The organism is Nocardioides cavernaquae (genome assembly GCF_003600895.1).
In the GTDB taxonomy this organism is placed as follows: Bacteria; Actinomycetota; Actinomycetes; order Propionibacteriales; family Nocardioidaceae; genus Nocardioides; species Nocardioides cavernaquae.
Genome location: NZ_QYRP01000002.1, coordinates 3000873 through 3021665 on the forward strand (window position 1 = coordinate 3000873; position 20793 = coordinate 3021665).

Genomic DNA, 20793 nt, shown 5'->3' on the forward strand with positions numbered 1-20793 from the left:
TCCCGTGGTCGAAACGTAGTCGGCTACGGGGTTCCATCCTACACGCGATGCAGGCTGACTCTGCTCATTGGCGCTGCGCGCGGGCCGCAGCGAGCAGCTCCTCGGCGTGTGCGAGCGCCGTGTCGGACTCGTCCATGCCCGCGAGCATCCGCGAGAGCTCGCGCGCCCGGTCGGACTCGTCCAGGACGGTCAGCCCGGAGGTCGTGACCACGCCGTCGGTCGACTTGGCGATCACGACGTGCCGATCGGCGTACGCCGCGACCTGCGGCAGGTGCGTCACGACCAGGACCTGGGCCGTGCGGGCGAGCTGCGCGAGCCGGCGTCCGACCTCGACAGCGGCCTTGCCGCCGACGCCGGAGTCGACCTCGTCGAACACGAAGGTCGGCACCGGGCTGGTGCCGGCCAGCGAGACCTCCAGGGCGAGCATCACGCGCGAGAGCTCACCACCGGAGGCGCCCTTGTGCAGCGGACGGGGGTCGGAGCCGGTGTTGGCAGCGAGCAGGAACTCGACCTCGTCGATGCCCGTGCTGGTGAAGCGGATCCAGCGCTTGCCGACCTGGAGGACGGCAGCGCCGATCTCATCGGGCGAGGGTGCTGCAGCCTCGCCCTGGGTCACGGCGAGCGTGACCCGCGCGTGGGGCATGGCGAGCAGGCCCAGCTCGGCGGTGACCTCCGTGGCCAGCCGCCCCGCCGCCTCGGTGCGGGCAGCGCTCAGCTCGCCCGCCGCGACGGCCAGCTCGGTGCGCAGGGTGGCCCGCTCCTGGCGCAGCTCCGCGATGCGGTCGTCGGTGCCGTCGAGGGCGAGGAGCCGCTGCGACGCCTGCTGGGCCCAGACCAGGACCTCGTCGATGGTCTCGCCGTACTTGCGGGTGAGATGGGTCAGCGCGGCTCGGCGCTCGGAGACGTGCGCCAGCCGGGCCGGGTCCGTCTCCAGACCGGTCGCGTAGGAGGCGACGTCGGCGGCGACGTCGGCCAGGAGGTAGCTGACCTCGGCCAGCCTGTCAGCGAGGGTGGATGCCTCGGTGTCGTGCTCACGCACGCCCTCGAGCGCGCGACGGGCGACCGAGACCGCCCCCAGGGCATCCGGGCTGTCCCGCTCGGAGGAGAGGGCCTCGCGCGCCTCCTCGGCCGCAGTGCGCAACGTGTCGGCGAAGCCGAGGCGGCTCTCCTCGACGGCGAGAGCGGCGTCCTCCCCTGGCTGCGGGTCGACGGCCTCGACCTCCTCGAGCCCGAAGCGGAGGAGATCGGCCTCGCGGGCGCGCTCACGCGCATGGGCGACGACGTCGATGAGCTCACGCTCAGTCGTCAGGAGGTCGGCGTGGAGCGACTGATAGGTCTCGAGCAGGGCGGCGATCCCGGCGCCACCGAAGCGGTCGAGCGCGTCACGCTGGGCGCTCGGCTTGAGCAGCCGGTGCTGGTCGGACTGGCCGTGGACGGCGACGAGTGAGTCAGCCAGATCGGCGAGCTGCGACGCGGGCACGGACGCCCCACCGACGAAGGCCCGGGAGCGCCCCTCGGCGGAGATGTTGCGCGCGATGAGGACGCGGTTGTCCTCGGGAATGCCGCCCATCTCCTCGACTGCGGCGTTGAAGCTGGTGAGCCCGGCGGCGTGAACGACGCCCTCGACCCGGGCGGCCTTGGCGCCACGGCGGACCGCACCGGAGTCCGAGCGACCGCCGAGCAACAGGCCGAGGGCAGTGACGACCATCGTCTTGCCGGCACCGGTCTCACCGGTGATGACGGTCAGGCCGGGGCCGAGCTCGAGGGTCGAGGACTCGATGATGCCGAGGGACTGGATGCGGATCTCTTCGAGCATCAGGCGTCGCTCCCGTCGGTGTCGGCAGCGCTGTCGGGGGTCTTTCCGCCGTTGCGCAACCTGCGCTCACCGGCACCACGCCAGCCCTCGACCGACAGGTCGAACTTGGCGACCAGCCGGTCGGTGAACGGGGAGTCGTGGAGTCGGACCAGCGGGACAGGAGCCCCGCGGCGCACCTCGATGCGGGCGCCGGGCGGCAGGTCGACCGTGCGGCGTCCGTCGCACCACAGGACGCCGGCGCCCTCGTTGGTGGCCATGACCTCGATCGCGATGACCGAGCTCGGCGCCACCACCATCGGGCGCCCGAAGAGGGCGTGGGCGCTCAGCGGCACGATCAGCAGTGCCTCGACGACCGGCCACACGATCGGGCCGCCGGCGCTGAAGTTGTAGGCCGTGGAGCCGGTCGGCGTCGCGCAGACGACTCCGTCGGCACCCCACCGGGACAACGGGCGACCGTCGATCTCGACCACCATCTCGAGCATCCGCTCGCGGGCAGCCTTCTCGACCGAGGCCTCGTTGAGGGCGAAGGTGCGGGCCACCAGCTCGGTGCCGCGATAGACCGTCACGTCGACGGTCAGCCGCTCCTCGGTGGTGTAGTCGCGGGCGATGATCGCCTCGATCGTGGCCTCGACGTCATCGGGGTCGGCCTCCGCGAGGAAGCCCAGGTGACCGAGGTTGACCCCGAGCAGCGGCGTGCCGGAGCCGTGGGTGATCTCCGCGGCGCGCAGGATCGTGCCGTCGCCTCCGATGACGACGGCCACCTCGCAGTCGACTGCGGCGGCGCCGTCGTCGGCCACCGTCTCGATCGCGGGGTCGAAGAGCGCCGCGTCGAGCCCGATCTCAGCGGCCTCGCTCGCAATGAGGCGGACCACGATGCCGTGAGCGGTCAACGACTTGGCAAACGACCGCGCGATCTCGCGCGCCTCCTCCCGGCCGGTGTGGGCCACGAGCAGGACGCGTCGGGTCGCGGTAACGGTCACGGGTCAACCTTCTCACCCGGGACCGACGGAGTCGGGGACGCGTGCACCTCGGCGGCGATCTCCTCCGCGCCGATCGTGGGAGCGCCTGCACGGAGCCACAGGAAGAACTCGACGTTGCCCGAGGGCCCGGGCAGCGGACTCGTGGCCACCGCACGCGCTCCCCAGCCCTTGCGGGCGGCGTTGTCGGCCACCGCGACCACCGCCTCCGTCCGCAGGGACAGGTCGCGAACGACACCGCCCTTGCCCAGCCGTTCCTTGCCGACCTCGAACTGGGGCTTGACCATCAGCGCGAGGTCGCCGTCGGGCGCCGTGACCGAGATCAGCGGGTCGAGCACGAGCGCAAGCCCGATGAAGGACAGGTCGCCGACCACGAGGTCGACCGGACCGCCGATCAGGTCGAGGGTCAGGTCACGGATGTTCACGCGGTCGTGGATGTGGACCCGCTCATCCTGCTGGAGCTTCCACGCCAGCTGGCCGTAACCCACATCGACAGCGACGACCTCAGCCGCGTCGTTGCGCAGCAGCACGTCGGTGAAGCCGCCAGTCGAGGCACCAGCATCGAGGCAGCGGCGCCCGGCAACGGTCAGGCCGAGCGGGGCGAAGGCAGCGAGTGCTCCGGCGAGCTTGTGGCCACCGCGGCTGACGTAGCCCGGGTCGGTCGGGTCATCGGTGACCAGGATCGCGAGATCGGTCGTCACCCCGGTCGCGGGCTTGGTGGCCACGGCACCGGAGACCTTCACCCGGCCCGCCGCGACAAGTTCGCTGGCGTGCTCGCGCGATCGGGCCAGGCCGCGGCGGACCAGCTCCGCGTCGAGCCGGAGGCGACGAGGCGGCATCAGCCGACGGGCGGAGCGGGAACCGCGGGCGGCTTCGGTCCCGCAGGGGCGTCGAGGGCCGAGCGAAGCTGCTCGTGTGCCTGCTCGAACACGGCAACGTGCTCCGCAACCGGGCGCTCGGCGAGACCGGCGAGGCTCTCGAGCACGACGTCGACCGCACCGTTGCCGGTCGGCGCGACTGTCTCGAGGGGCTGCTCGGCCGACTCGTCCGCTGAGTCGTAGGACGGCGAGATGGACATGGCCACACGCTACCGCCCGAGGTGACCGGATCCCGACGGCGGCACGACGTGGGTGACAGATGGCACGACGCCGGTCCGGTCGCGGTGATCCCACGCCGTCGTGGCGACGACACGCCACCAGTCCGCAGGCGAACCCTCCCCCTCGACCCGCAGGCCCGACTCCACGACGAAACCGTGCCAGCCGCCGAGCGTGTGTCCCCCACCAGCGGTCATCTTCGGGGCCTGGTGCGCGGCCAGCAGGCCCGCCAGGTCAGGCGCGAGGTACGTCGGGCGGTGCTGCGGGTCCGCACTCACGAGCTCGGGGAGGCCGGTCACCCCGGTGAGGACGAGCAGTGAGTCCAGCCCAGCGTTGTGCGCACCCTCGATGTCGGTGTCGAGACGGTCTCCGATCATCAGCGGACGCTGGCCGCCGACGCGTCGTACGGTCTCGTCGAGCAGTGCCCGCTCCGGCTTGCCTGCGACCGTCGGGACGACGCCGGTGAAGTCGGTGAGCATGCGCACGAGGACGCCGTGTCCGGGTCCGATGCCGAAACTCGTCGGGATGGTGAGGTCACTGTTGCTGGCCACCCACGGCAGCCCACCGTTGATGAGCACGGCGCCCTGCATGATCTGCCGCCACGGCAGATCCGGGCCGTAACCAGTGGCCACGGCGACCGGATCCGCAGCGGTCTCCGTGACCGGAGCGAGTCCCTCGGCCCGCAGCGCCTCGTCGAGGCCCGGACCCCCGACGAGGAAGATCCGTGCCCCGCGGCCGAACCGCTCACGGATCAGGTGGGCGGCGGCCTGGGCCGAGGTGACGACGTCCGCGGGGGCCGCATCAACTCCCAGCGCCGTCAGGTGCGCGGCCACGACCTCCGGCGGGCGCGCGGCGCTGTTGGTCACGAACGCGATGTGCATGCCGGTCCGACGCGCGGACCCGATTGCCGCGGGCGCACCAGCGACGGCGTGCTCCCCGACGTAGACAACCCCGTCCAGATCGAACATCGCCAGGTCGTACGCCGTGGTCAGCGGCTCGGCACTGGTGCGCAGCACTTGTCGGTTCCCCCTACGATTCAGCGAAATGGAGACGCAACCGGCCCCGGGTCCGCAGCTGTTGCTGCGGCCTTTCCGTGCGCTCCGGCTTCGTGAGAGCTTCGTCGGCGCCCCGGTCGCGAACCGGATCTTCGCTCGACCTTATCGGTCGGCTGCACGCCGGCTGGCGGACTGGCAGCGCCAGCGTCACCTCAGGATCGAGGGCCCACCCGCGCTCTACGTGCACGAGTACACCTCGTCGGGAGTCTCGGTACGCGGCATTGTCGGGAAGCTCGACCTGACCACCGCCGAGGGAGCAGTGCTCCCCCACGAGGCAGTCCGTGTCGAGCAGGTCGCCGAGCTCGCCGAACGCATGCGCACCATCGAGGTCAACCCGGCGCCGATCCTGCTGATGCACCGCGGGACGCCTGCGCTCCGGACCGCCGTGGATCTGCTCACCGAGCGCCGCCCCGACATCGCCTACACCGACCGGGCCGGGCAGCACCACCGCATGTGGCGCATCGCCGAGGACGACGACATCGCCCTCCTCGCCACCCTCGTGGCTCCCACCCGGGCGGTCATCGCCGACGGGCACCACCGCTATGCAGCGGCGCTCGAGCTTGCTGCACAGGCGCCCGGCACCAAGTGGGAGCAGACGCTGGTCATGCTCGTCGACCAGTCGGACACGCCGCTCCAGCTCGGCGCCATCCACCGCAGTGTGCCTGATCTGACCCTCGATGCGATCGCGGCGGCCGCCATCGCGCGTGGCGACGATTTCCGCCGGCACCCGAACCGTCGCGAGGCACTCGCCGTCCTGGAACGCGCCCTCGTCCTCCACGACGGCACCTCATGGGCATCGCTCCACCCCGTCGGGCAGCTGCCTGTCTTCGCCCTCCACCAGCAGCTCCTCCCGGCGTGGGGAGTCGACGACCAGCAGGTCGTGCACCACCACAGCGCCGGCCAGGCACTTGCACGCGCTGACCAGGGTGTCGCGATCCTGCTGCCCGCACCGACCTTCGAGCAGGTCGCCGCGGCGGCGGAGGCCGGTCAACCCTTTCCCCAGAAGGCAACGTCGTTCCAGCCGAAGCCGCACCTCGGTGCCATCATGCGTGACCTCCGCCCCTGAGCCGACGGGCCGAGGCGACCTCGATCTCCACCAGCGCCACGGGTCCGCCGCCGGACCGATAGACCCGACGCCGCAGTGCGCCGCTCACCTCGACCTCGTCACCGACCTGCCAGCGGGCCACCGAGCGACGCAGACGCCCGCTCCACACCGCGCAGTCCACCCAGTCCGATCCAGGACGCCTTCCGCTGCGCTCGACCTCCCTTGCCACCAGCAACCGGAACGAGACCAGCGCATCTCCGCTGGGCATGACCCGCTCCTCGGGCCCGCGCGAAATCGTCCCTGCCAGCTTCACTTCATTCGTCATGGCAACACCTCCACATGGCAACGCCTCCACCACGAGGACACCCCAGAACGCAGACACCCCGCACCGCAGAGCGGTACGGGGTGTGAGGAATGCGGGCCGGAACTGGCCTGTGGACGTAAAGCGGCTCAGCCGATCTTCTTCTCCAGCGCGGCTGCGCGCGCGCCGGCGTCGGTGATCTCGTCGCCATCGACGCCCTCGGTCCGGTGGAACCACGTGAGTGCCTCCTCGAGCCGACCAGCGGCCTCGAGGGTGTCGGCATAGGCATAGCGCAGGCGAACGACCCATGAGGCGCGCGAGCGGGACGTCAGCGGCGCGAACTCGAGGGTGCGAAGCGCAGCGTCGATCTCGCCCATGTCGCGGCGGGCTCCCGCTTCGACGATCGTCATCTCGGCCTTGGCCTCGGGCTCGAAGTTGGCCACCGACGGGCTCTTCGCCAGCGTCAGCGCACGCTCGGGGCGGCCCAGCGCACGCTCGCAGTCCGCCATGATCGGCAGGTACGACGTGGCGCCGTTCATGCGCTTCGCAGCGCGCAGCTCCGACAGCGCCTCGGCGTACTCCCCTGCTGCGTAGGCGGCTTCGCCGCAGGCCTCGCGAACCACAGCGAGGCGGGCAGCGCGCGCACGCGCGGCCAGGGTGTGCTCATAGGCGGTCTTGGGGTCTTCGTCGATGATCATGCCGGCCGCGGCCAGGTGACGGGCGACGCGCAGGCCGAGCTTCTCGGGCAAGGTACGCAGCTGCGCGATGACGGAGCGGTCGAGCTCCTTGCCGGTGATCTCCTCGGGGATCTCCGGACCGTCGTAGCGCGCCTGCTGCTCGCTGCGCGGCATCGAGTCCTCGCGCGGACGCTTCCAGTCATCCTTGCGGCCCGGACGGTCGCCGCCGGGCTTGCCACCGCGAGAGTCGGGCTTGCCGCCACGACCCGCAGGCTTTCCGTCGCGCGAACCAGGCTTGCTGTCGCGAGACTCGAACTTGCCGCCGGTGCGGAACTCGGACTTGCCTCCGCGCTCGCCCGGCTTGCCGCCACGGCCCTCGGGCGTAGCGCCACGCGGGTCGGGCTTCCCGCCACGGGAATCAGGCTTGCCAACGCGGGATTCAGGCTTGCCGCCACGAGCAGCAGGGCCACCGGAGCGTCCCTCGGGACGGCCCCCACGCGGGCTCTCGGAACGGCGGGGACGGCTCTGCTCTGCCATGGCTACTCTCTCCTGGCGTTGATTTCGGTGGCTGGTGGACAAAAGCGTAGAGGCCACCAGCGAACTGGTGGCCTCTACGTGAAGTGTTGTCCGGCGACGTCCTACTCTCCCACAACCTCTCGGTTGCAGTACCATCGGCGCTGAAAGGCTTAACTTCCGGGTTCGGAATGGAGCCGGGTGTTTCCCTAACGCTATGGCCGCCGAAACTCTATGGAGTTATTTGGTCGTGTCTTCCCAACCAGGCTCCGCAACGCACTACCCAAACGTGTTGGGTGGTGATTGTGGAGTCTGTTGTGGTTGGGTTCCCGACCGTAACTCGGGAACCACACAGTGGACGCGCAACATCTTTGAGGGACAAGCCCTCGGCCTATTAGTACCGGTCGGCTGGGCATTACTGCTGTACACCTCCGGCCTATCAACCCAGTCATCTACTGGGGGCCTTACCCGGTTAACCCGGTGGGAAACCTCATCTTGAAACGTGCTTCCCGCTTAGATGCATTCAGCGGTTATCACTTCCGAACGTAGCCAACCAGCCGTGCTCCTGGCGGAACAACTGGCACACCAGAGGTTCGTCCATCCCGGTCCTCTCGTACTAGGGACAGCCTTTCTCAAGTTTCCTGCGCGCGCGGCGGATAGGGACCGAACTGTCTCACGACGTTCTAAACCCAGCTCGCGTGCCGCTTTAATGGGCGAACAGCCCAACCCTTGGGACCTACTCCAGCCCCAGGATGCGACGAGCCGACATCGAGGTGCCAAACCATCCCGTCGATATGGACTCTTGGGGAAGATCAGCCTGTTATCCCCGGGGTACCTTTTATCCGTTGAGCGACGCCGCTTCCACATGCCAGCGCCGGATCACTAGTTCCGACTTTCGTCCCTGCTCGAGCTGTCACTCTCACAGTCAAGCTCCCTTGTGCACTTACACTCGAAACCTGATTGCCAACCAGGCTGAGGGAACCTTTGAGCGCCTCCGTTACATTTTAGGAGGCAACCGCCCCAGTTAAACTACCCATCAGGCACTGTCCCTGATCCAGATAATGGACCTAGGTTAGACATCTAGTACGACCAGAGTGGTATTTCAACGTTGACTCCACACTAACTGGCGTTAATGCTTCAAAGTCTCCCACCTATCCTACACAAGCCGAACCAAACACCAATACCAAACTATAGTAAAGGTCCCGGGGTCTTTCCGTCCTGCCGCGCGTAACGAGCATCTTTACTCGTAGTGCAATTTCGCCGAGTCCACGGTTGAGACAGCGCCCAAGTCGTTACTCCATTCGTGCAGGTCGGAACTTACCCGACAAGGAATTTCGCTACCTTAGGATGGTTATAGTTACCACCGCCGTTTACTGGGGCTTAAGTTCTCAGCTTCGACTTGCGTCTAACCGGTCCCCTTAACCTTCCAGCACCGGGCAGGAGTCAGTCCGTATACATCGTCTTACGACTTAGCACGGACCTGTGTTTTTAGTAAACAGTCGCTTGGGCCTGGTCTCTGCGGCCATCATTGCCTTCGCCAGCTAGTGGCTAAACAAATCCGGCCCCCCTTCTCCCGAAGTTACGGGGGCATTTTGCCGAGTTCCTTAACCATGGTTCACTCGATCGCCTTGGTATTCTCTACCTGATCACCTGAGTCGGTTTGGGGTACGGGCGGCGCATAGCTCGCTAGAGGTTTTTCTCGACAGCATAGGATCATCCACTTCGCTCAAAGAGCTCCCCATCAGGTCTCAGGCTACGTGAGTCGCGGATTTGCCTACGACTCGCCCTACACCCTTAGCCGTGGACTACCATCGCCACGGTTGGACTACCTTCCTGCGTCACCCCATCGCTTGCCTACTACTAGATCGGGTCATGCGCTCCCCCACAACGTCCTTCCCCGAAGGGTCAGATCAGCGTGGCTTCGGGCACTTAGCATCACTAGATTCAGCATGGGCGCTATTTTGCCGGTACGGGAATATCAACCCGTTGTCCATCGACTACGCCTGTCGGCCTCGCCTTAGGTCCCGACTTACCCAGGGCAGATTAGCTTGACCCTGGAACCCTTGATCATTCGGCGGAGGAGTTTCTCACTCCTCATTCGCTACTCATGCCTGCATTCTCACTCGTGTGGCGTCCAGACCTGGATCACTCCGGCCCTTCACTCGCCACACGACGCTCCCCTACCTATCCATGCACCTGGACCACGAAGGCCTAGCTCACGCATGAATACCATAGCTTCGGTGGATAACTTGAGCCCCGCTACATTGTCGGCGCGGAATCACTTGACCAGTGAGCTATTACGCACTCTTTCAAGGGTGGCTGCTTCCAAGCCAACCTCCTGGTTGTCTGTGCGACTCCACATCCTTTTCCACTTAGTTATCGCTTAGGGACCTTAGCTGATGGTCTGGGCTGTTTCCCTCTCGACAATGGAGCTTATCCCCCACTGTCTCACTGCCACGCTCTCACTTACCGGCATTCGGAGTTTGGCTAACGTCAGTAACCTTGTAGGGCCCATCGGCTATCCAGTGCTCTACCTCCGGCAAGAAACACGTGACGCTGCACCTAAATGCATTTCGGGGAGAACCAGCTATCACGAAGTTTGATTGGCCTTTCACCCCTATCCACAGGTCATCCCCTCAGTTTTCAACCTAAGTGGGTTCGGTCCTCCACGCGGTCTTACCCGCGCTTCAACCTGCCCATGGATAGATCACTTCGCTTCGGGTCTAGAGCGTGCTACTCAAGCGCCCTATTCGGACTCGCTTTCGCTACGGCTTCCCCACACGGGTTAACCTCGCAACACACCGCTAACTCGCAGGCTCATTCTTCAAAAGGCACGCTGTCACCCCACAAGGAGGCTCCAACGGATTGTAGGCACATGGTTTCAGGTACTATTTCACTCCCCGCCAGGGGTACTTTTCACCTTTCCCTCACGGTACTTGTCCGCTATCGGTCACCAAGGAGTATTTAGGCTTAACGGGTGGTCCCGCCAGATTCACACGGAATTTCAGGGGTTCCGTGTTACTTGGGATGACATCCACAGAGTCAGTGTCTTACATATACGGGGGTCTCACCCTCTATGCCGGAACTTTCCAGTTCACTTCAACTTCAACACTGATTTCTTACTCTGCTCCACGACGGCAGTCGAGGAAAGATGGTCCCACAACCCCCAAACAGCAACGCCTGCCGGCTATCACACTGCTTAGGTTTGGCCTCTTCCGATTTCGCTCGCCACTACTCTCGGAATCACTTTTGTTTTCTCTTCCTGTGGGTACTGAGATGTTTCACTTCCCCACGTTCCCTCCACGCACCCTATGTGTTCAGATGCGGGTAACTGGACATGACTCCAGCTGGGTTTCCCCATTCGGAAATCCCCGGATCAACACTCGATTGCCAATTCCCCGGGGCTTATCGCAGGCTTCTACGTCCTTCATCGGCTCTTGGTGCCAAGGCATCCACCATGTGCCCTTAGTAGCTTGTCTTGCTACAAAGATGCTCGCGTCCACTGTGTAGTTCTCAAGATACGGGCGGTCCTACTGAGGCAACCCGACCCACGCAACATCCCAGAACTGGGACACCAAAAACGTGAGTATCGGACCAAGTAGTCCACTAGAAGAATCAAGCTCTCACTCGATCCCTCAGGACCCAACAGTGTGCCAAGACATTCATACTCACAACCCCGAGGTTCCACACCCAGCACCCCAAGGGGCACCAAGCAGTACTGACAGGATCGATCACAATCGGTCCAACTAATCGACGTTCCACTAGTGAGCAGTTCACCGCGGGAGAACATTTGTCTCCCAAACGATGAGCCCTGGACGAGTTGAGCTCGCCAGATAAAGCTCCTTAGAAAGGAGGTGATCCAGCCGCACCTTCCGGTACGGCTACCTTGTTACGACTTCGTCCCAATCGCTCGTCCCACCTTCGACAGCTCCCTCCCTTACGGGTTAGGCCACCGGCTTCGGGTGTTACCAACTTTCGTGACGTGACGGGCGGTGTGTACAAGGCCCGGGAACGTATTCACCGCAGCGTTGCTGATCTGCGATTACTAGCGACTCCGACTTCATGGGGTCGAGTTGCAGACCCCAATCCGAACTGAGACCGGCTTTTTGGGATTCGCTCCACCTCGCGGTATCGCAGCCCTTTGTACCGGCCATTGTAGCATGCGTGAAGCCCTGGACATAAGGGGCATGATGACTTGACGTCATCCCCACCTTCCTCCGAGTTGACCCCGGCAGTCTCTTATGAGTCCCCACCATTACGTGCTGGCAACATAAGACGAGGGTTGCGCTCGTTGCGGGACTTAACCCAACATCTCACGACACGAGCTGACGACAGCCATGCACCACCTGTATACCGACCAAAAGGGGGCACCATCTCTGATGCTTTCCGGCATATGTCAAACCCAGGTAAGGTTCTTCGCGTTGCATCGAATTAATCCGCATGCTCCGCCGCTTGTGCGGGCCCCCGTCAATTCCTTTGAGTTTTAGCCTTGCGGCCGTACTCCCCAGGCGGGGCGCTTAATGCGTTAGCTGCGGCACGGAACACGTGGAATGTGTCCCACACCTAGCGCCCAACGTTTACGGTGTGGACTACCAGGGTATCTAATCCTGTTCGCTCCCCACACTTTCGCTCCTCAGCGTCAGGTAATGCCCAGAGAACCGCCTTCGCCACCGGTGTTCCTCCTGATATCTGCGCATTTCACCGCTACACCAGGAATTCCGTTCTCCCCTGCATACCTCTAGTCTGCCCGTATCGGAAGCAGGCTCGGGGTTAAGCCCCGAGTTTTCACTCCCGACGTGACAAACCGCCTACGAGCCCTTTACGCCCAATAATTCCGGACAACGCTTGCACCCTACGTATTACCGCGGCTGCTGGCACGTAGTTGGCCGGTGCTTCTTCTGCGGGTACCGTCACTTTCGCTTCGTCCCCGCTGAAAGAGGTTTACAACCCGAAGGCATTCATCCCTCACGCGGCGTTGCTGGATCAGGCTTTCGCCCATTGTCCAATATTCCCCACTGCTGCCTCCCGTAGGAGTCTGGGCCGTGTCTCAGTCCCAGTGTGGCCGGTCACCCTCTCAGGCCGGCTACCCGTCGAAGCCTTGGTGAGCCATTACCTCACCAACAAGCTGATAGGCCGCGAGCTCATCCTCCACCGCCAGAACTTTCCACCACCAACCCATGCGGGTAGTGGTCATATCCGGTATTAATCACCGTTTCCGGTGGCTATCCCAGAGTGAAGGGCAGATTGCTCACGTGTTACTCACCCGTTCGCCGCTCGTGTACCCCGAAAGGCCTTACCGCTCGACTTGCATGTGTTAAGCACGCCGCCAGCGTTCGTCCTGAGCCAGGATCAAACTCTCCGTTGAAAAACAACACCCCACACACCCCGAAGGACACATGAGGAAAAAGAGATCCCGGCAAGAGACCGAACCCCGACAATGAATTGTCAGAATTATCGATTACTTACCAAAGGAACCTGCCCAACCAGACCACAAAGGATCCAACGTCGGACGGGTAAAACTAATTCGTCGACTTTTGACACACTGTTGAGTTCTCAAGGATCCAGCGCGCACCGTGTTCGACACCGAAGTGTCTCCCTGCGGGGCTAGCTTTGATCACGCTCCCGGCGCACAGCAACTTGCGAGCTTTTCCGGCCGCCATGACTGGCAAACCCGTGCCTCAGCAAGGTGTCTTCGGAGCGGTCATCCGGAACCGGGTGGCCCGGCCTCTCGGCCGTTCCTCCCGCCGTTGTTCTCGGCGACAGGTGAAACATTAGGCATGTTTCGTGAACGTTGCAAATCGAGACGACGTGACCCGGGCCACAGTGGGTCGTGGAGCCGATTCTGGGCGCCTTCCGAGGGGCTCAGACACCGCCGCGCACGCCTGAAACGACCACCTGGCGCGTGTCCTCCAGCGTGGGCGTGCCAGCCAGGCGCATCGCGTCCTCCAGCTCCAGGAGCAACCGTCGATGCATCTCGCCCACCCCCGGGGATCCACCGACCAGGGCCCAGAGCGGGAGGCGTCCGAGGAACGCACACCGGGCGCCGAGCGCGACCGCGGTGAGCACGTCGAGGCCGGACCGCACTCCCCCGTCGACGTAGACCTCGGTGTTGCGGTCGAGGGCGCTGACGACGCCGGGAAGCGCAGCAGCCGTCGACCAGGCGCGGTCCAGCTGACGTCCGCCGTGGTTGGAGACCCACACCGCGGCCGCACCTGCCTGCTCACAGCGGCGCGCGTCGTCAGGACGCAGCACGCCCTTCACGACCACGGGGACTCCTGCCGTCTCCCGGAGCCACGCGATGTCCGCGGGACCGAGGTCCGTGGCTTTCGCGCTGCCACGCGCCTCGTCGTACCCGGGCGGGAAGTTCACCCGCAGCGCGTTGTCCGGCACGTCGTCCCAGACCGCCGGGCCGTCGTCGTACTTCGTCCCGACGACGGGCGTGTCCAGGGTGAGGACCACGGCCTCTGCCCCGGCACCGACCGCCGAGACCAGGAGATCGCGGGCAAGTGCGCGGTCCTGCGGGAGGTACGCCTGCAGCCACCAGCGGACGCCAGTCGCTGCGATGTCCTCGAACCGGGACCCGGCGTTGCTCGAGACGACCATCAGCGAGCCAGCGGAAGCCGTCGCCCGAGCCATGGCGAGCTCACCATCGGGGTGCACCATCCGCTGCAGCGTGGTGGGAGCGACAGCGATCGGCGCCCGGAGCGGCACACCCAGCACAGTCGTGGCGGTGTCGATCGTGCTCACGTCGCGGAGGACATGGGGTGCGAAGCGGTGCTGGCGCCAGGCGGTGGTGGCCTCGGCAGCGCTCACGCCTTCCCGCGCACCCTGGCGGACGTAGCGGAAGACCGCCGGTGGAAGCACGCGCTCAGCCTCCTCCTCGAGGGATTCGAGCCAGCGCGCGTCCACGGCCGTCATGCTCGGGTCAGCCGACCTCGACGCCCGCGAGCGTCTTCTTGCCACGGCGCAGGACGAGCCAGCTTCCGCCGATCAGGTCGGACTCCCCCGGAACGAACTCGGGATCCTCGACCCGGGTGTTGTTCAGGTAGGCGCCGCCCTCGCTGATGGTGCGGCGTGCGTCGCCATTGGACTTCGCCAGCCCGGCAGCGACCATCAGCTCGACGATCGTGCCCACCGTCTCCACCTTGGCCCCGCCGGCCTCTCGCAGCGCAGCAGCCAGTGTCGGGACGCTCAGCTCGTGCAGGTCGCCGCCACCGAACAGCGCGGCTGACGCAGCCTTGATCTTCTCGGTCTCGCCGCGGCCGTGCACGAGCGAGGTGACCTGGTCTGCCAGCGCCTTCTGGGCAGCACGGAGGAAGGGCTTCTCGGCCGTCTGCGCGTCGAGGTCCTCGATCTCCTCACGACTGAGGAACGTGAAGATCCGCAGGAGCTCGCCGACCTTCACGTCCTCGACGTTGAGCCAGAACTGGTAGAAGGCGTAGGGCGACATCAGCTCGGGGTCGAGCCAGAGGGCACCACCCTCGGTCTTGCCGTACTTCGTGCCGTCGGCCTTCGTCACCAGAGGCGTGGAGAAGGCGTGGGCCTTGCCGCCCACCGCACGGCGGATCAGCTCGACTCCGCCCGTCAGGTTGCCCCACTGGTCGGAGCCGCCGAACTGCAGCTTCACGCCGTGCTGCTTGTAGAGCTCGAGGAAGTCCATCGACTGCAACAGGATGTAGGAGAACTCGGTGAAGCTGATGCCGTCCTCGAGACGGGTCCGCACCACGTCGCGCGCGAGCATCCGGTTGACCGGGAAGTGCTTGCCGATGTCGCGCAGGAAATCGATCGTCGAGAGCGGCGCGGTCCAGTCGTAGTTGTTGACCATCGTCGCTCCGTTGCTGCCCGTGAACTCCGGGTCGCCCTCGAACGAGAGGAACGGCTGAATCTGGCTCTGGACGCGGCGTACCCAGTCCTTGACCGTGTCGAGCGAGTTCAACGCCCGCTCGCCCGACTCCTTCGGGTCACCGATCATGCCGGTCGCCCCACCCACGAGCGCGTACGGCGCGTGGCCGGCGTCCTGGAGCCGCTTCGCGGTCAAGATCTGCACCAGGTTGCCCATGTGCAGGCTCGGCGCGGTCGGGTCGAAGCCGACATAGAACTTGACCGGACCCTCGCTGAGCTCGGCGCGCAATGCGTCGAGGTCGGTCGAGTTGGCGAGGAGTCCCCGCCACTCGAGGTCATCGATCAGGTTCGGGTCGACAGCCACGATCAGCCTTTCAGGAAAGTCATTGGTGCAACGCCAAGCCTGCCTCATGCCAGGGCAGGTCGGGCGCCGGGTCCACGACCCGAGGGATGCCCGCCGGTCGGTCAGCTCCGCCGGGCCGTCTTCGCCGGACGGTATGCCGAGACCGTGGGGTCGCCGGTGATCCAGAACCGCCAGGGCAGGTCGGCCCCGTTGGTCAGGCCGACCCGGGGGCCGGAGCTGACCAGCTCCGGGTCGATCGGCTCGCCCAGCTCCAGGAAGACGGGGCCGGCGCTCAGGTCGGCGCGGTTCTCCTTGAGCCGGATGTTCAACGCGGAGCAGAGCTTGCCCGGTCCGCGGGTCAGCTCCTTCTCCACCTTCGTGCCGCGGCGGCGCTTCGCCACGTCGAGCCCGTCGACGACCTCGCCACCCCGGAGCAGCACGGCGCTTGCCGACCCCTCCGGTCCGGTGACGACGTTGGCGCAGAAGTTCGTGCCGTAGGACAGGAAGACGTAGAGGCGCCCGGCCGGGCCGAACATCACGCGGCTGCGCGGCGTCAGTCCACCGGCAGCGTGCGAGCCAGGGTCGTCCGCACCGCCGTAGGCCTCGACCTCCGTGATCCGCACGGTGACACCGTCATGGCGAAGCAGGGCACCGAGCAGCAGCGGCGCGGCCTCGAGGACCGGACGCTCGAGGCTTGAGAAGTCAGCTGAGCCAGTCACGATGCCCAGATGCTACGGCCCGCGCCTCGGTCAGCTGCTCCGCGACGCGCACCGGAGCCGTGCCACCACGACCGTCACGCGAGGAGACCGAGCCCTCGACCGTCAGCACCGAGCGGACCTCGGGGGTCAGCGCCGGGTTGATCGCAGCGAACTGCTCGTCGGAGAGGTCGGCCAGCTCGATGTCCGCCCCCTCGCAGACCTGGACGCACTCGCCGGCAACCTCGTGGGCGATCCGGAACGGCACCCCCTGCTTGACAAGCCACTCCGCGATGTCGGTCGCGAGCGAGAAGCCCTGTGGGGCGAGCTCGGCCATGCGCGCGGTGTTGAACGTGAGGGTCGCGATCTGACCGGTGAACGCCGGCAACAGGACCTCGAGGGTGTCGACGGAGTCGAACACCGGCTCCTTGTCCTCCTGCAGGTCGCGGTTGTAGGCGAGCGGCAGCGCCTTGAGCGTCGCCAGCAGACCAGCCAGGTTGCCGATGAGGCGACCGGACTTGCCGCGGGCGAGCTCGGAGATGTCGGGGTTCTTCTTCTGCGGCATGATGCTCGACCCCGTCGACCAGGAGTCGTGCAGCTTCACGAAGCCGAACTCCTTCGTCGACCAGAGGATGACCTCCTCGGCCAGGCGGGACACATCGACGCCGATCTGCGCGCAGACGAAGGCGAACTCCGCCACGAAGTCGCGGCTCGAGGTGCCGTCGATCGAGTTGGGAGTCGAGCCGGTGAAGCCGAGCTCGGCAGCCACGGACTCCGGATCCAGCCCGAGGCTCGAGCCGGCCAGGGCACCCGAGCCGTAGGGCGACTCGGCCGCCACCCGGGCATCCCAGTCGCGCAGGCGCTGCACGTCGCGGAGCAGCGGCCAGGCGTGTGCCAGCAGGTGGTGGCTGAGCAGGACCGGCTGCGCGTGCTGCAGGTGCGTGCGGCCGGGCATGATCGCGCCGTGGTGCTGCTCGGCCTGCCCGGCCAGCGCGTCGACGAGGTCGAGCACACAGGAGGCGACCACGCGGGCGTGGTCACGCAGGAAGGCACGGAACAGCGTCGCGACCTGGTCGTTGCGGGAGCGGCCTGCACGCAGGCGGCCGCCCACGTCCGGGCCGACCTCGACCAGCAGCAGCCGCTCGAGCGCGCCGTGGACGTCCTCGTCGGACGGGTCCGGGTGCAGCTCGCCAGCGGCGTACTTCTCACCCAGTGCGTCCAGCCCGCGGAGCAGCTCGACATGGTCGGCCTCCGTCAGCAGTCCGGCGGCGTGCAGCACGTTGGCGTGCGCCTTCGACCCGGCAAGGTCGTAGGGAGTCAGGCGCCAGTCGAAGTGCGTCGAGCGCGACAGGGCGTCGAGCTCGGGCGACGGGCCGCCTGCGAAGCGGCCGCCCCAGAGCTTGCCAGTGTTCGTGGTGGACGCAGTCGCGGTCTCCTTGGGCGTGCCGGACATCAGTCGGTGCCGGCTTCCATGGCGGCGTCGTCCTGGACGGCTTCGGCATCCAGGTCGATGTCGGCCGGCACGGCGATCTGGTCGAACCCACCGGCCGGCAGCTCACCGAAGAGCGTGCCGTTCTCGACGAGGACGGTGCCCTGGTCGAGCGGCTGGCCGGCGTACAGCTCGAGCTTGCTGCGGCTGTCGGCGATGTCGAGGTTGCGCATGGTCAGCTGGCCGATGCGGTCGGTCGGACCGAAGGCGGCGTTCTCGACGCGCTCCATCGAGAGCTTCTCCGGGTGGTAGGAGAAGTTCGGGCCCTCGGTCCTGACGATCGTGTAGTCGTCGCCGCGGCGCAGTCGGATCGTGACGGTGCCCGTCACCAGGGAGGCGATCCAGCGCTGGATCGACTCGCGCAGCATCAGCGACTGCGGGTCGAGCCAGCGGCCTTCGTAGAGCAGCCGACCGAGCTTGCGGCCCTGGTAGTGGTAGTTCGCGAGGGTGTCCTCGTTGTGGATCGCGTTGAGCAGGCGCTCGTACGCCGCGAAGAGCAGCGCCATGCCGGGGGCCTCGTAGATGCCGCGGGACTTGGCCTCGATGATGCGGTTCTCGATCTGGTCGGACATGCCGAGACCGTGCCTGCCACCGATCTTGTTCGCCTCGACGACGAGAGCCACGGCCCCCGTCGGCCCGTCGTACCGCTTGCCGTTGATCGCAACCGGACGGCCCGCCTCGAAGGTGATCGCGACATCCTCGGTCTCGATCGCGACGGACGGGTCCCAGAACTTCACGCCCATGATCGGCTCGACGATCTCGAGCGAGACGTCGAGGTGCTCGAGGACCTTGGCCTCATGGGTGGCGCCCCAGATGTTGGAGTCGGTGGAGTACGCCTTCTCCGTGGCGTCGCGGTAGGGCAGGTCATGCGCGACGAGCCACTCGCTCATCTCGTGCCGGCCGCCGAGCTCGGTGACGAAGTCGGTGTCGAGCCACGGCTTGTAGATGCGCAGCTCGGGGTTGGCCATCAGGCCGTAGCGGTAGAACCGCTCGATGTCATTGCCCTTGTAGGTCGAGCCGTCGCCCCAGATGTTGACGCCGTCCTCCTGCATCGCGCGGACCAGCATCGTGCCGGTGACGGCACGACCCAGCGGCGTGGTGTTGAAGTAGGCCTTCGCACCCGAGCGGATGTGGAACGCACCGCACGCGAGCGCGGCGAGGCCCTCCTCGACCAGCTGCGGCTTGATGTCGACGGCGCGCGCGATCTCGGCGCCGTACTGCTTGGCGCGGATCGGGACGCCGGCGATGTCCGGCTCGTCCGGCTGGCCGATGTCAGCGGTGTAGGTGCACGGGATGGCTCCCTTGTCGCGCATCCACGCAACGGCGACAGAGGTGTCGAGGCCGCCCGAGAAGGCGATGCCGACGCGCTCGCCGACGGGCAGGGAGGTGAGGACCTTGCTCAACGTGGATTTCCTTTGTTTCTTGTCAGTCGTGGTGGCGGTCGGCCAGGGCGGTGAAGTGGCGGGCCAGCGTCCCGCCGGAAGTCTGTGCTGTCGGGGCTGTCGGGGCTGTCGGGTCCGCCGGGTCCGTCGGGCGCTGCTCGCGCCCGATGACGAGGACAGTGTCGTCCCCCGCGATCGTCCCGAGCACATCGGGGAGCTCGACGCGGTCGATGGCCCCCGCGAGAAACTGTGCGGCACCGGGCGGCGTGCGGAGCAGGACGAGGTTGCCACTCGCTTCCGCACTGACCAGGAGCTCGGCGCAGAGCCGGGCCAGGCGGGCAGTTGCCCCTGCGCTCTCGCCCGCGACCGGCGTGCGGTCACCGCCCTCGGCGGGCACGGCGTACACGAGGGCGCCGGAGGCGACGCGCACCTTGACCGCGTCGAGCTCGACGAGGTCGCGGCTCAGCGTCGCCTGGGTGACGTGGAGGTTGCGCGCAGCCAGGAGCTCGGCGAGCTCGGGCTGCGACTTCACCTCGTGACCGACCAGCAGGTCCGCGATCAGCGCCTGCCGGGCCGCCTTGGTGACGGGGGTGAGGGCGTGCTCGGTCATGCCGGCACTCCCCCGTCGGCCCGCTCGGCCAGGAACGAGATGATCGCCTTCTGGGCGTGGCGACGGTTCTCCGCCTCGTCCCAGATCACGCTCTGCGGGCCGTCGAGCACCTCGGCCGCGATCTCCTTGCCCCGGTACGCCGGGAGGCAGTGCATGACGATCGCGTCGCCCTTGGCGTGGGCGAGCAGCTCGCTCGTGAGTGAGTACGGCGCGAGGGCAGCCAGGCGGTCGGCCGCCTCGGCCTCCTTGCCCATCGACACCCAGGTGTCGGTGATGACGACATCGGCACCCGTAACGGCCTCGATCGGGTCGCGGACCAGCGCCGCCGAGCCGCCCGTGCCCGCGGCGATCTTGGCTGCGCGGTCGACCACGTCGGCGGACGGCTCGTAGCCCTCAGGGCTGGAAACCCGCACGTTGATCCCGGCGATGGCGCCGGCCAGCAGCCAGGAGTTGCCCATGTTGCAGGCACCGTCTCCGACGAAGGCGACGGTCAGACCGGGCAGTGCACCCTTGTGCTCGATGATCGTGAGCAGGTCGGCGAGCAGCTGGCAGGGGTGGTAGTCGTCGGTCAGCGCGTTGATGACCGGGACGCCCGAGAACTCCGCCATCTCCTCGAGCTTGGACTGCAGGTCGGTCCGCCAGACGATCTGGCTGGCCTGGCGGCCGAGCACGCGCGCGACATCGGCGACCGACTCACGGGTGCCGATGGCGGCCAGCTTGCCGTCGACGGTCATCGGGAACCCACCGAGCTCGGCGATGCCCGCGGAGAAGCTCGCCTGCGTGCGGAGCGTCTGCTTGTCGAAGATCAGTGCAACGGTCCGTGGACCCGCCAGTGGCTTGCTGTCGTAGGGGTTGGCCTTCAGGGCGGCAGCGAGCGCCAGCACCTCGGCCTGCTCGGCCGGGGTCAGGTCGTCGTCGGCCAGAAGGTGCCGGATCGGGGTGGGACCAGCCATC

The 20793-nt window shown here is 66.5% G+C and carries 15 protein-coding genes and 3 rRNA genes; 1 reads left to right on the forward strand and 17 read right to left on the reverse strand.

The window, feature by feature from the left end; all coding sequences use genetic code 11:
* Window positions 1–64: 64 nt before the first annotated feature.
* The 5 genes from recN to D4739_RS14450 are packed head-to-tail and all read right to left on the reverse strand — an operon-like array spanning window position 65 to window position 4903.
* Window positions 65–1816, reverse strand: coding sequence for a DNA repair protein RecN (gene recN, locus D4739_RS14430; RefSeq protein WP_120061265.1), 1752 nt, complete (start codon window positions 1814–1816; stop codon window positions 65–67).
* Window positions 1816–2796 (reverse strand): NAD kinase, encoded by a 981-nt coding sequence (locus tag D4739_RS14435; protein WP_120061266.1) that lies wholly within the window; start codon window positions 2794–2796, stop codon window positions 1816–1818. Before D4739_RS14435 ends, recN begins: the two co-directional genes overlap by 1 nt.
* Window positions 2793–3632: a TlyA family RNA methyltransferase gene (locus D4739_RS14440; RefSeq protein ID WP_120061267.1), complete on the reverse strand. Its 840-nt coding sequence runs from the start codon at window positions 3630–3632 to the stop codon at window positions 2793–2795. Before D4739_RS14440 ends, D4739_RS14435 begins: the two co-directional genes overlap by 4 nt.
* Entirely contained in the window at window positions 3632–3871 is a 240-nt protein-coding gene (locus D4739_RS14445; protein WP_120061268.1) for a hypothetical protein, read from the reverse strand. Before D4739_RS14445 ends, D4739_RS14440 begins: the two co-directional genes overlap by 1 nt.
* 9 nt (window positions 3872–3880) lie before the next feature.
* Window positions 3881–4903 carry an HAD-IIA family hydrolase gene (locus D4739_RS14450; protein ID WP_120061269.1) on the reverse strand — a complete coding sequence of 341 codons (1023 nt, stop codon included), beginning with the start codon at window positions 4901–4903 and terminating at the stop codon, window positions 3881–3883.
* A gap of 28 nt (window positions 4904–4931) precedes the next feature.
* On the opposite strand from D4739_RS14450, the gene D4739_RS14455 reads away from it, so the two are divergent.
* Window positions 4932–6008: a DUF1015 family protein gene (locus D4739_RS14455; RefSeq protein WP_120061270.1), complete on the forward strand. Its 1077-nt coding sequence runs from the start codon at window positions 4932–4934 to the stop codon at window positions 6006–6008.
* Here D4739_RS14455 and D4739_RS14460 read toward each other — a convergent pair.
* The 12 genes from D4739_RS14460 to argF all read right to left on the reverse strand — a co-directional run bounded on the left by D4739_RS14460 (window position 5986) and on the right by argF (window position 20792).
* A complete protein-coding gene (locus D4739_RS14460) occupies window positions 5986–6312 on the reverse strand; it encodes a single-stranded DNA-binding protein (protein ID WP_120061271.1) in 327 nt (108 codons plus the stop codon). The genes D4739_RS14455 and D4739_RS14460 overlap by 23 nt on opposite strands.
* Before the next feature lie 125 nt (window positions 6313–6437).
* The gene (locus D4739_RS14465) at window positions 6438–7502 is read right to left on the reverse strand and encodes a tetratricopeptide repeat protein (RefSeq protein WP_120061272.1); all 1065 of its coding nucleotides are present in this window, start codon (window positions 7500–7502) and stop codon (window positions 6438–6440) included.
* 88 nt (window positions 7503–7590) lie between these two features.
* Window positions 7591–7707, reverse strand: a 5S ribosomal RNA gene (gene rrf, locus D4739_RS14470).
* Window positions 7708–7852: 145 nt separating this feature from the next.
* Window positions 7853–10957: ribosomal RNA gene (locus D4739_RS14475) — 23S ribosomal RNA — on the reverse strand.
* A gap of 368 nt (window positions 10958–11325) precedes the next feature.
* Window positions 11326–12843 (reverse strand): 16S ribosomal RNA (locus tag D4739_RS14480).
* The 16S, 23S and 5S rRNA genes sit together here, the layout of an rRNA operon.
* A gap of 497 nt (window positions 12844–13340) precedes the next feature.
* Window positions 13341–14396, reverse strand: coding sequence for an alpha-hydroxy acid oxidase (locus tag D4739_RS14485; protein ID WP_120061273.1), 1056 nt, complete (start codon window positions 14394–14396; stop codon window positions 13341–13343).
* A gap of 7 nt (window positions 14397–14403) precedes the next feature.
* Complete coding sequence (tyrS, locus tag D4739_RS14490; RefSeq protein ID WP_238473669.1) at window positions 14404–15684, reverse strand: tyrosine--tRNA ligase; 1281 nt, start codon at window positions 15682–15684, stop codon at window positions 14404–14406.
* A 101-nt stretch (window positions 15685–15785) separates the two neighbouring features.
* The gene (locus tag D4739_RS14495; protein ID WP_120061275.1) at window positions 15786–16382 is read right to left on the reverse strand and encodes a DNA-3-methyladenine glycosylase; all 597 of its coding nucleotides are present in this window, start codon (window positions 16380–16382) and stop codon (window positions 15786–15788) included.
* Window positions 16366–17811: an argininosuccinate lyase gene (gene argH, locus D4739_RS14500; protein ID WP_120061276.1), complete on the reverse strand. Its 1446-nt coding sequence runs from the start codon at window positions 17809–17811 to the stop codon at window positions 16366–16368. The genes D4739_RS14495 and argH overlap by 17 nt, the downstream gene beginning before the upstream one ends.
* Window positions 17811–19250 (reverse strand): argininosuccinate synthase, encoded by a 1440-nt coding sequence (argG, locus tag D4739_RS14505; RefSeq protein WP_120061277.1) that lies wholly within the window; start codon window positions 19248–19250, stop codon window positions 17811–17813. The genes argH and argG overlap by 1 nt, the downstream gene beginning before the upstream one ends.
* 22 nt (window positions 19251–19272) lie before the next feature.
* Complete coding sequence (locus D4739_RS14510) at window positions 19273–19839, reverse strand: arginine repressor (RefSeq protein ID WP_120061278.1); 567 nt, start codon at window positions 19837–19839, stop codon at window positions 19273–19275.
* The gene (gene argF / locus D4739_RS14515; protein ID WP_120061279.1) at window positions 19836–20792 is read right to left on the reverse strand and encodes an ornithine carbamoyltransferase; all 957 of its coding nucleotides are present in this window, start codon (window positions 20790–20792) and stop codon (window positions 19836–19838) included. Before argF ends, D4739_RS14510 begins: the two co-directional genes overlap by 4 nt.
* Window position 20793: the final 1 nt, after the last annotated feature.

Bases quoted from the DNA above. Each gene is read 5' to 3' on its own strand.
- D4739_RS14445 (WP_120061268.1), bottom strand. From the start codon at position 3,871: ATGTCCATCTCGCCGTCCTACGACTCAGCGGACGAGTCGGCCGAGCAG.
- D4739_RS14440 (WP_120061267.1), bottom strand. From the start codon at position 3,632: ATGCCGCCTCGTCGCCTCCGGCTCGACGCGGAGCTGGTCCGCCGCGGC.
- D4739_RS14455 (WP_120061270.1), top strand. From the start codon at position 4,932: ATGGAGACGCAACCGGCCCCGGGTCCGCAGCTGTTGCTGCGGCCTTTC.
- argH (WP_120061276.1), bottom strand. From the start codon at position 17,811: ATGTCCGGCACGCCCAAGGAGACCGCGACTGCGTCCACCACGAACACT.
- recN (WP_120061265.1), bottom strand. From the start codon at position 1,816: ATGCTCGAAGAGATCCGCATCCAGTCCCTCGGCATCATCGAGTCCTCG.
- argF (WP_120061279.1), bottom strand. From the start codon at position 20,792: ATGGCTGGTCCCACCCCGATCCGGCACCTTCTGGCCGACGACGACCTG.
- D4739_RS14510 (WP_120061278.1), bottom strand. From the start codon at position 19,839: ATGACCGAGCACGCCCTCACCCCCGTCACCAAGGCGGCCCGGCAGGCG.
- D4739_RS14460 (WP_120061271.1), bottom strand. From the start codon at position 6,312: ATGACGAATGAAGTGAAGCTGGCAGGGACGATTTCGCGCGGGCCCGAG.
- D4739_RS14485 (WP_120061273.1), bottom strand. From the start codon at position 14,396: ATGACGGCCGTGGACGCGCGCTGGCTCGAATCCCTCGAGGAGGAGGCT.
- D4739_RS14465 (WP_120061272.1), bottom strand. From the start codon at position 7,502: ATGGCAGAGCAGAGCCGTCCCCGCCGTTCCGAGAGCCCGCGTGGGGGC.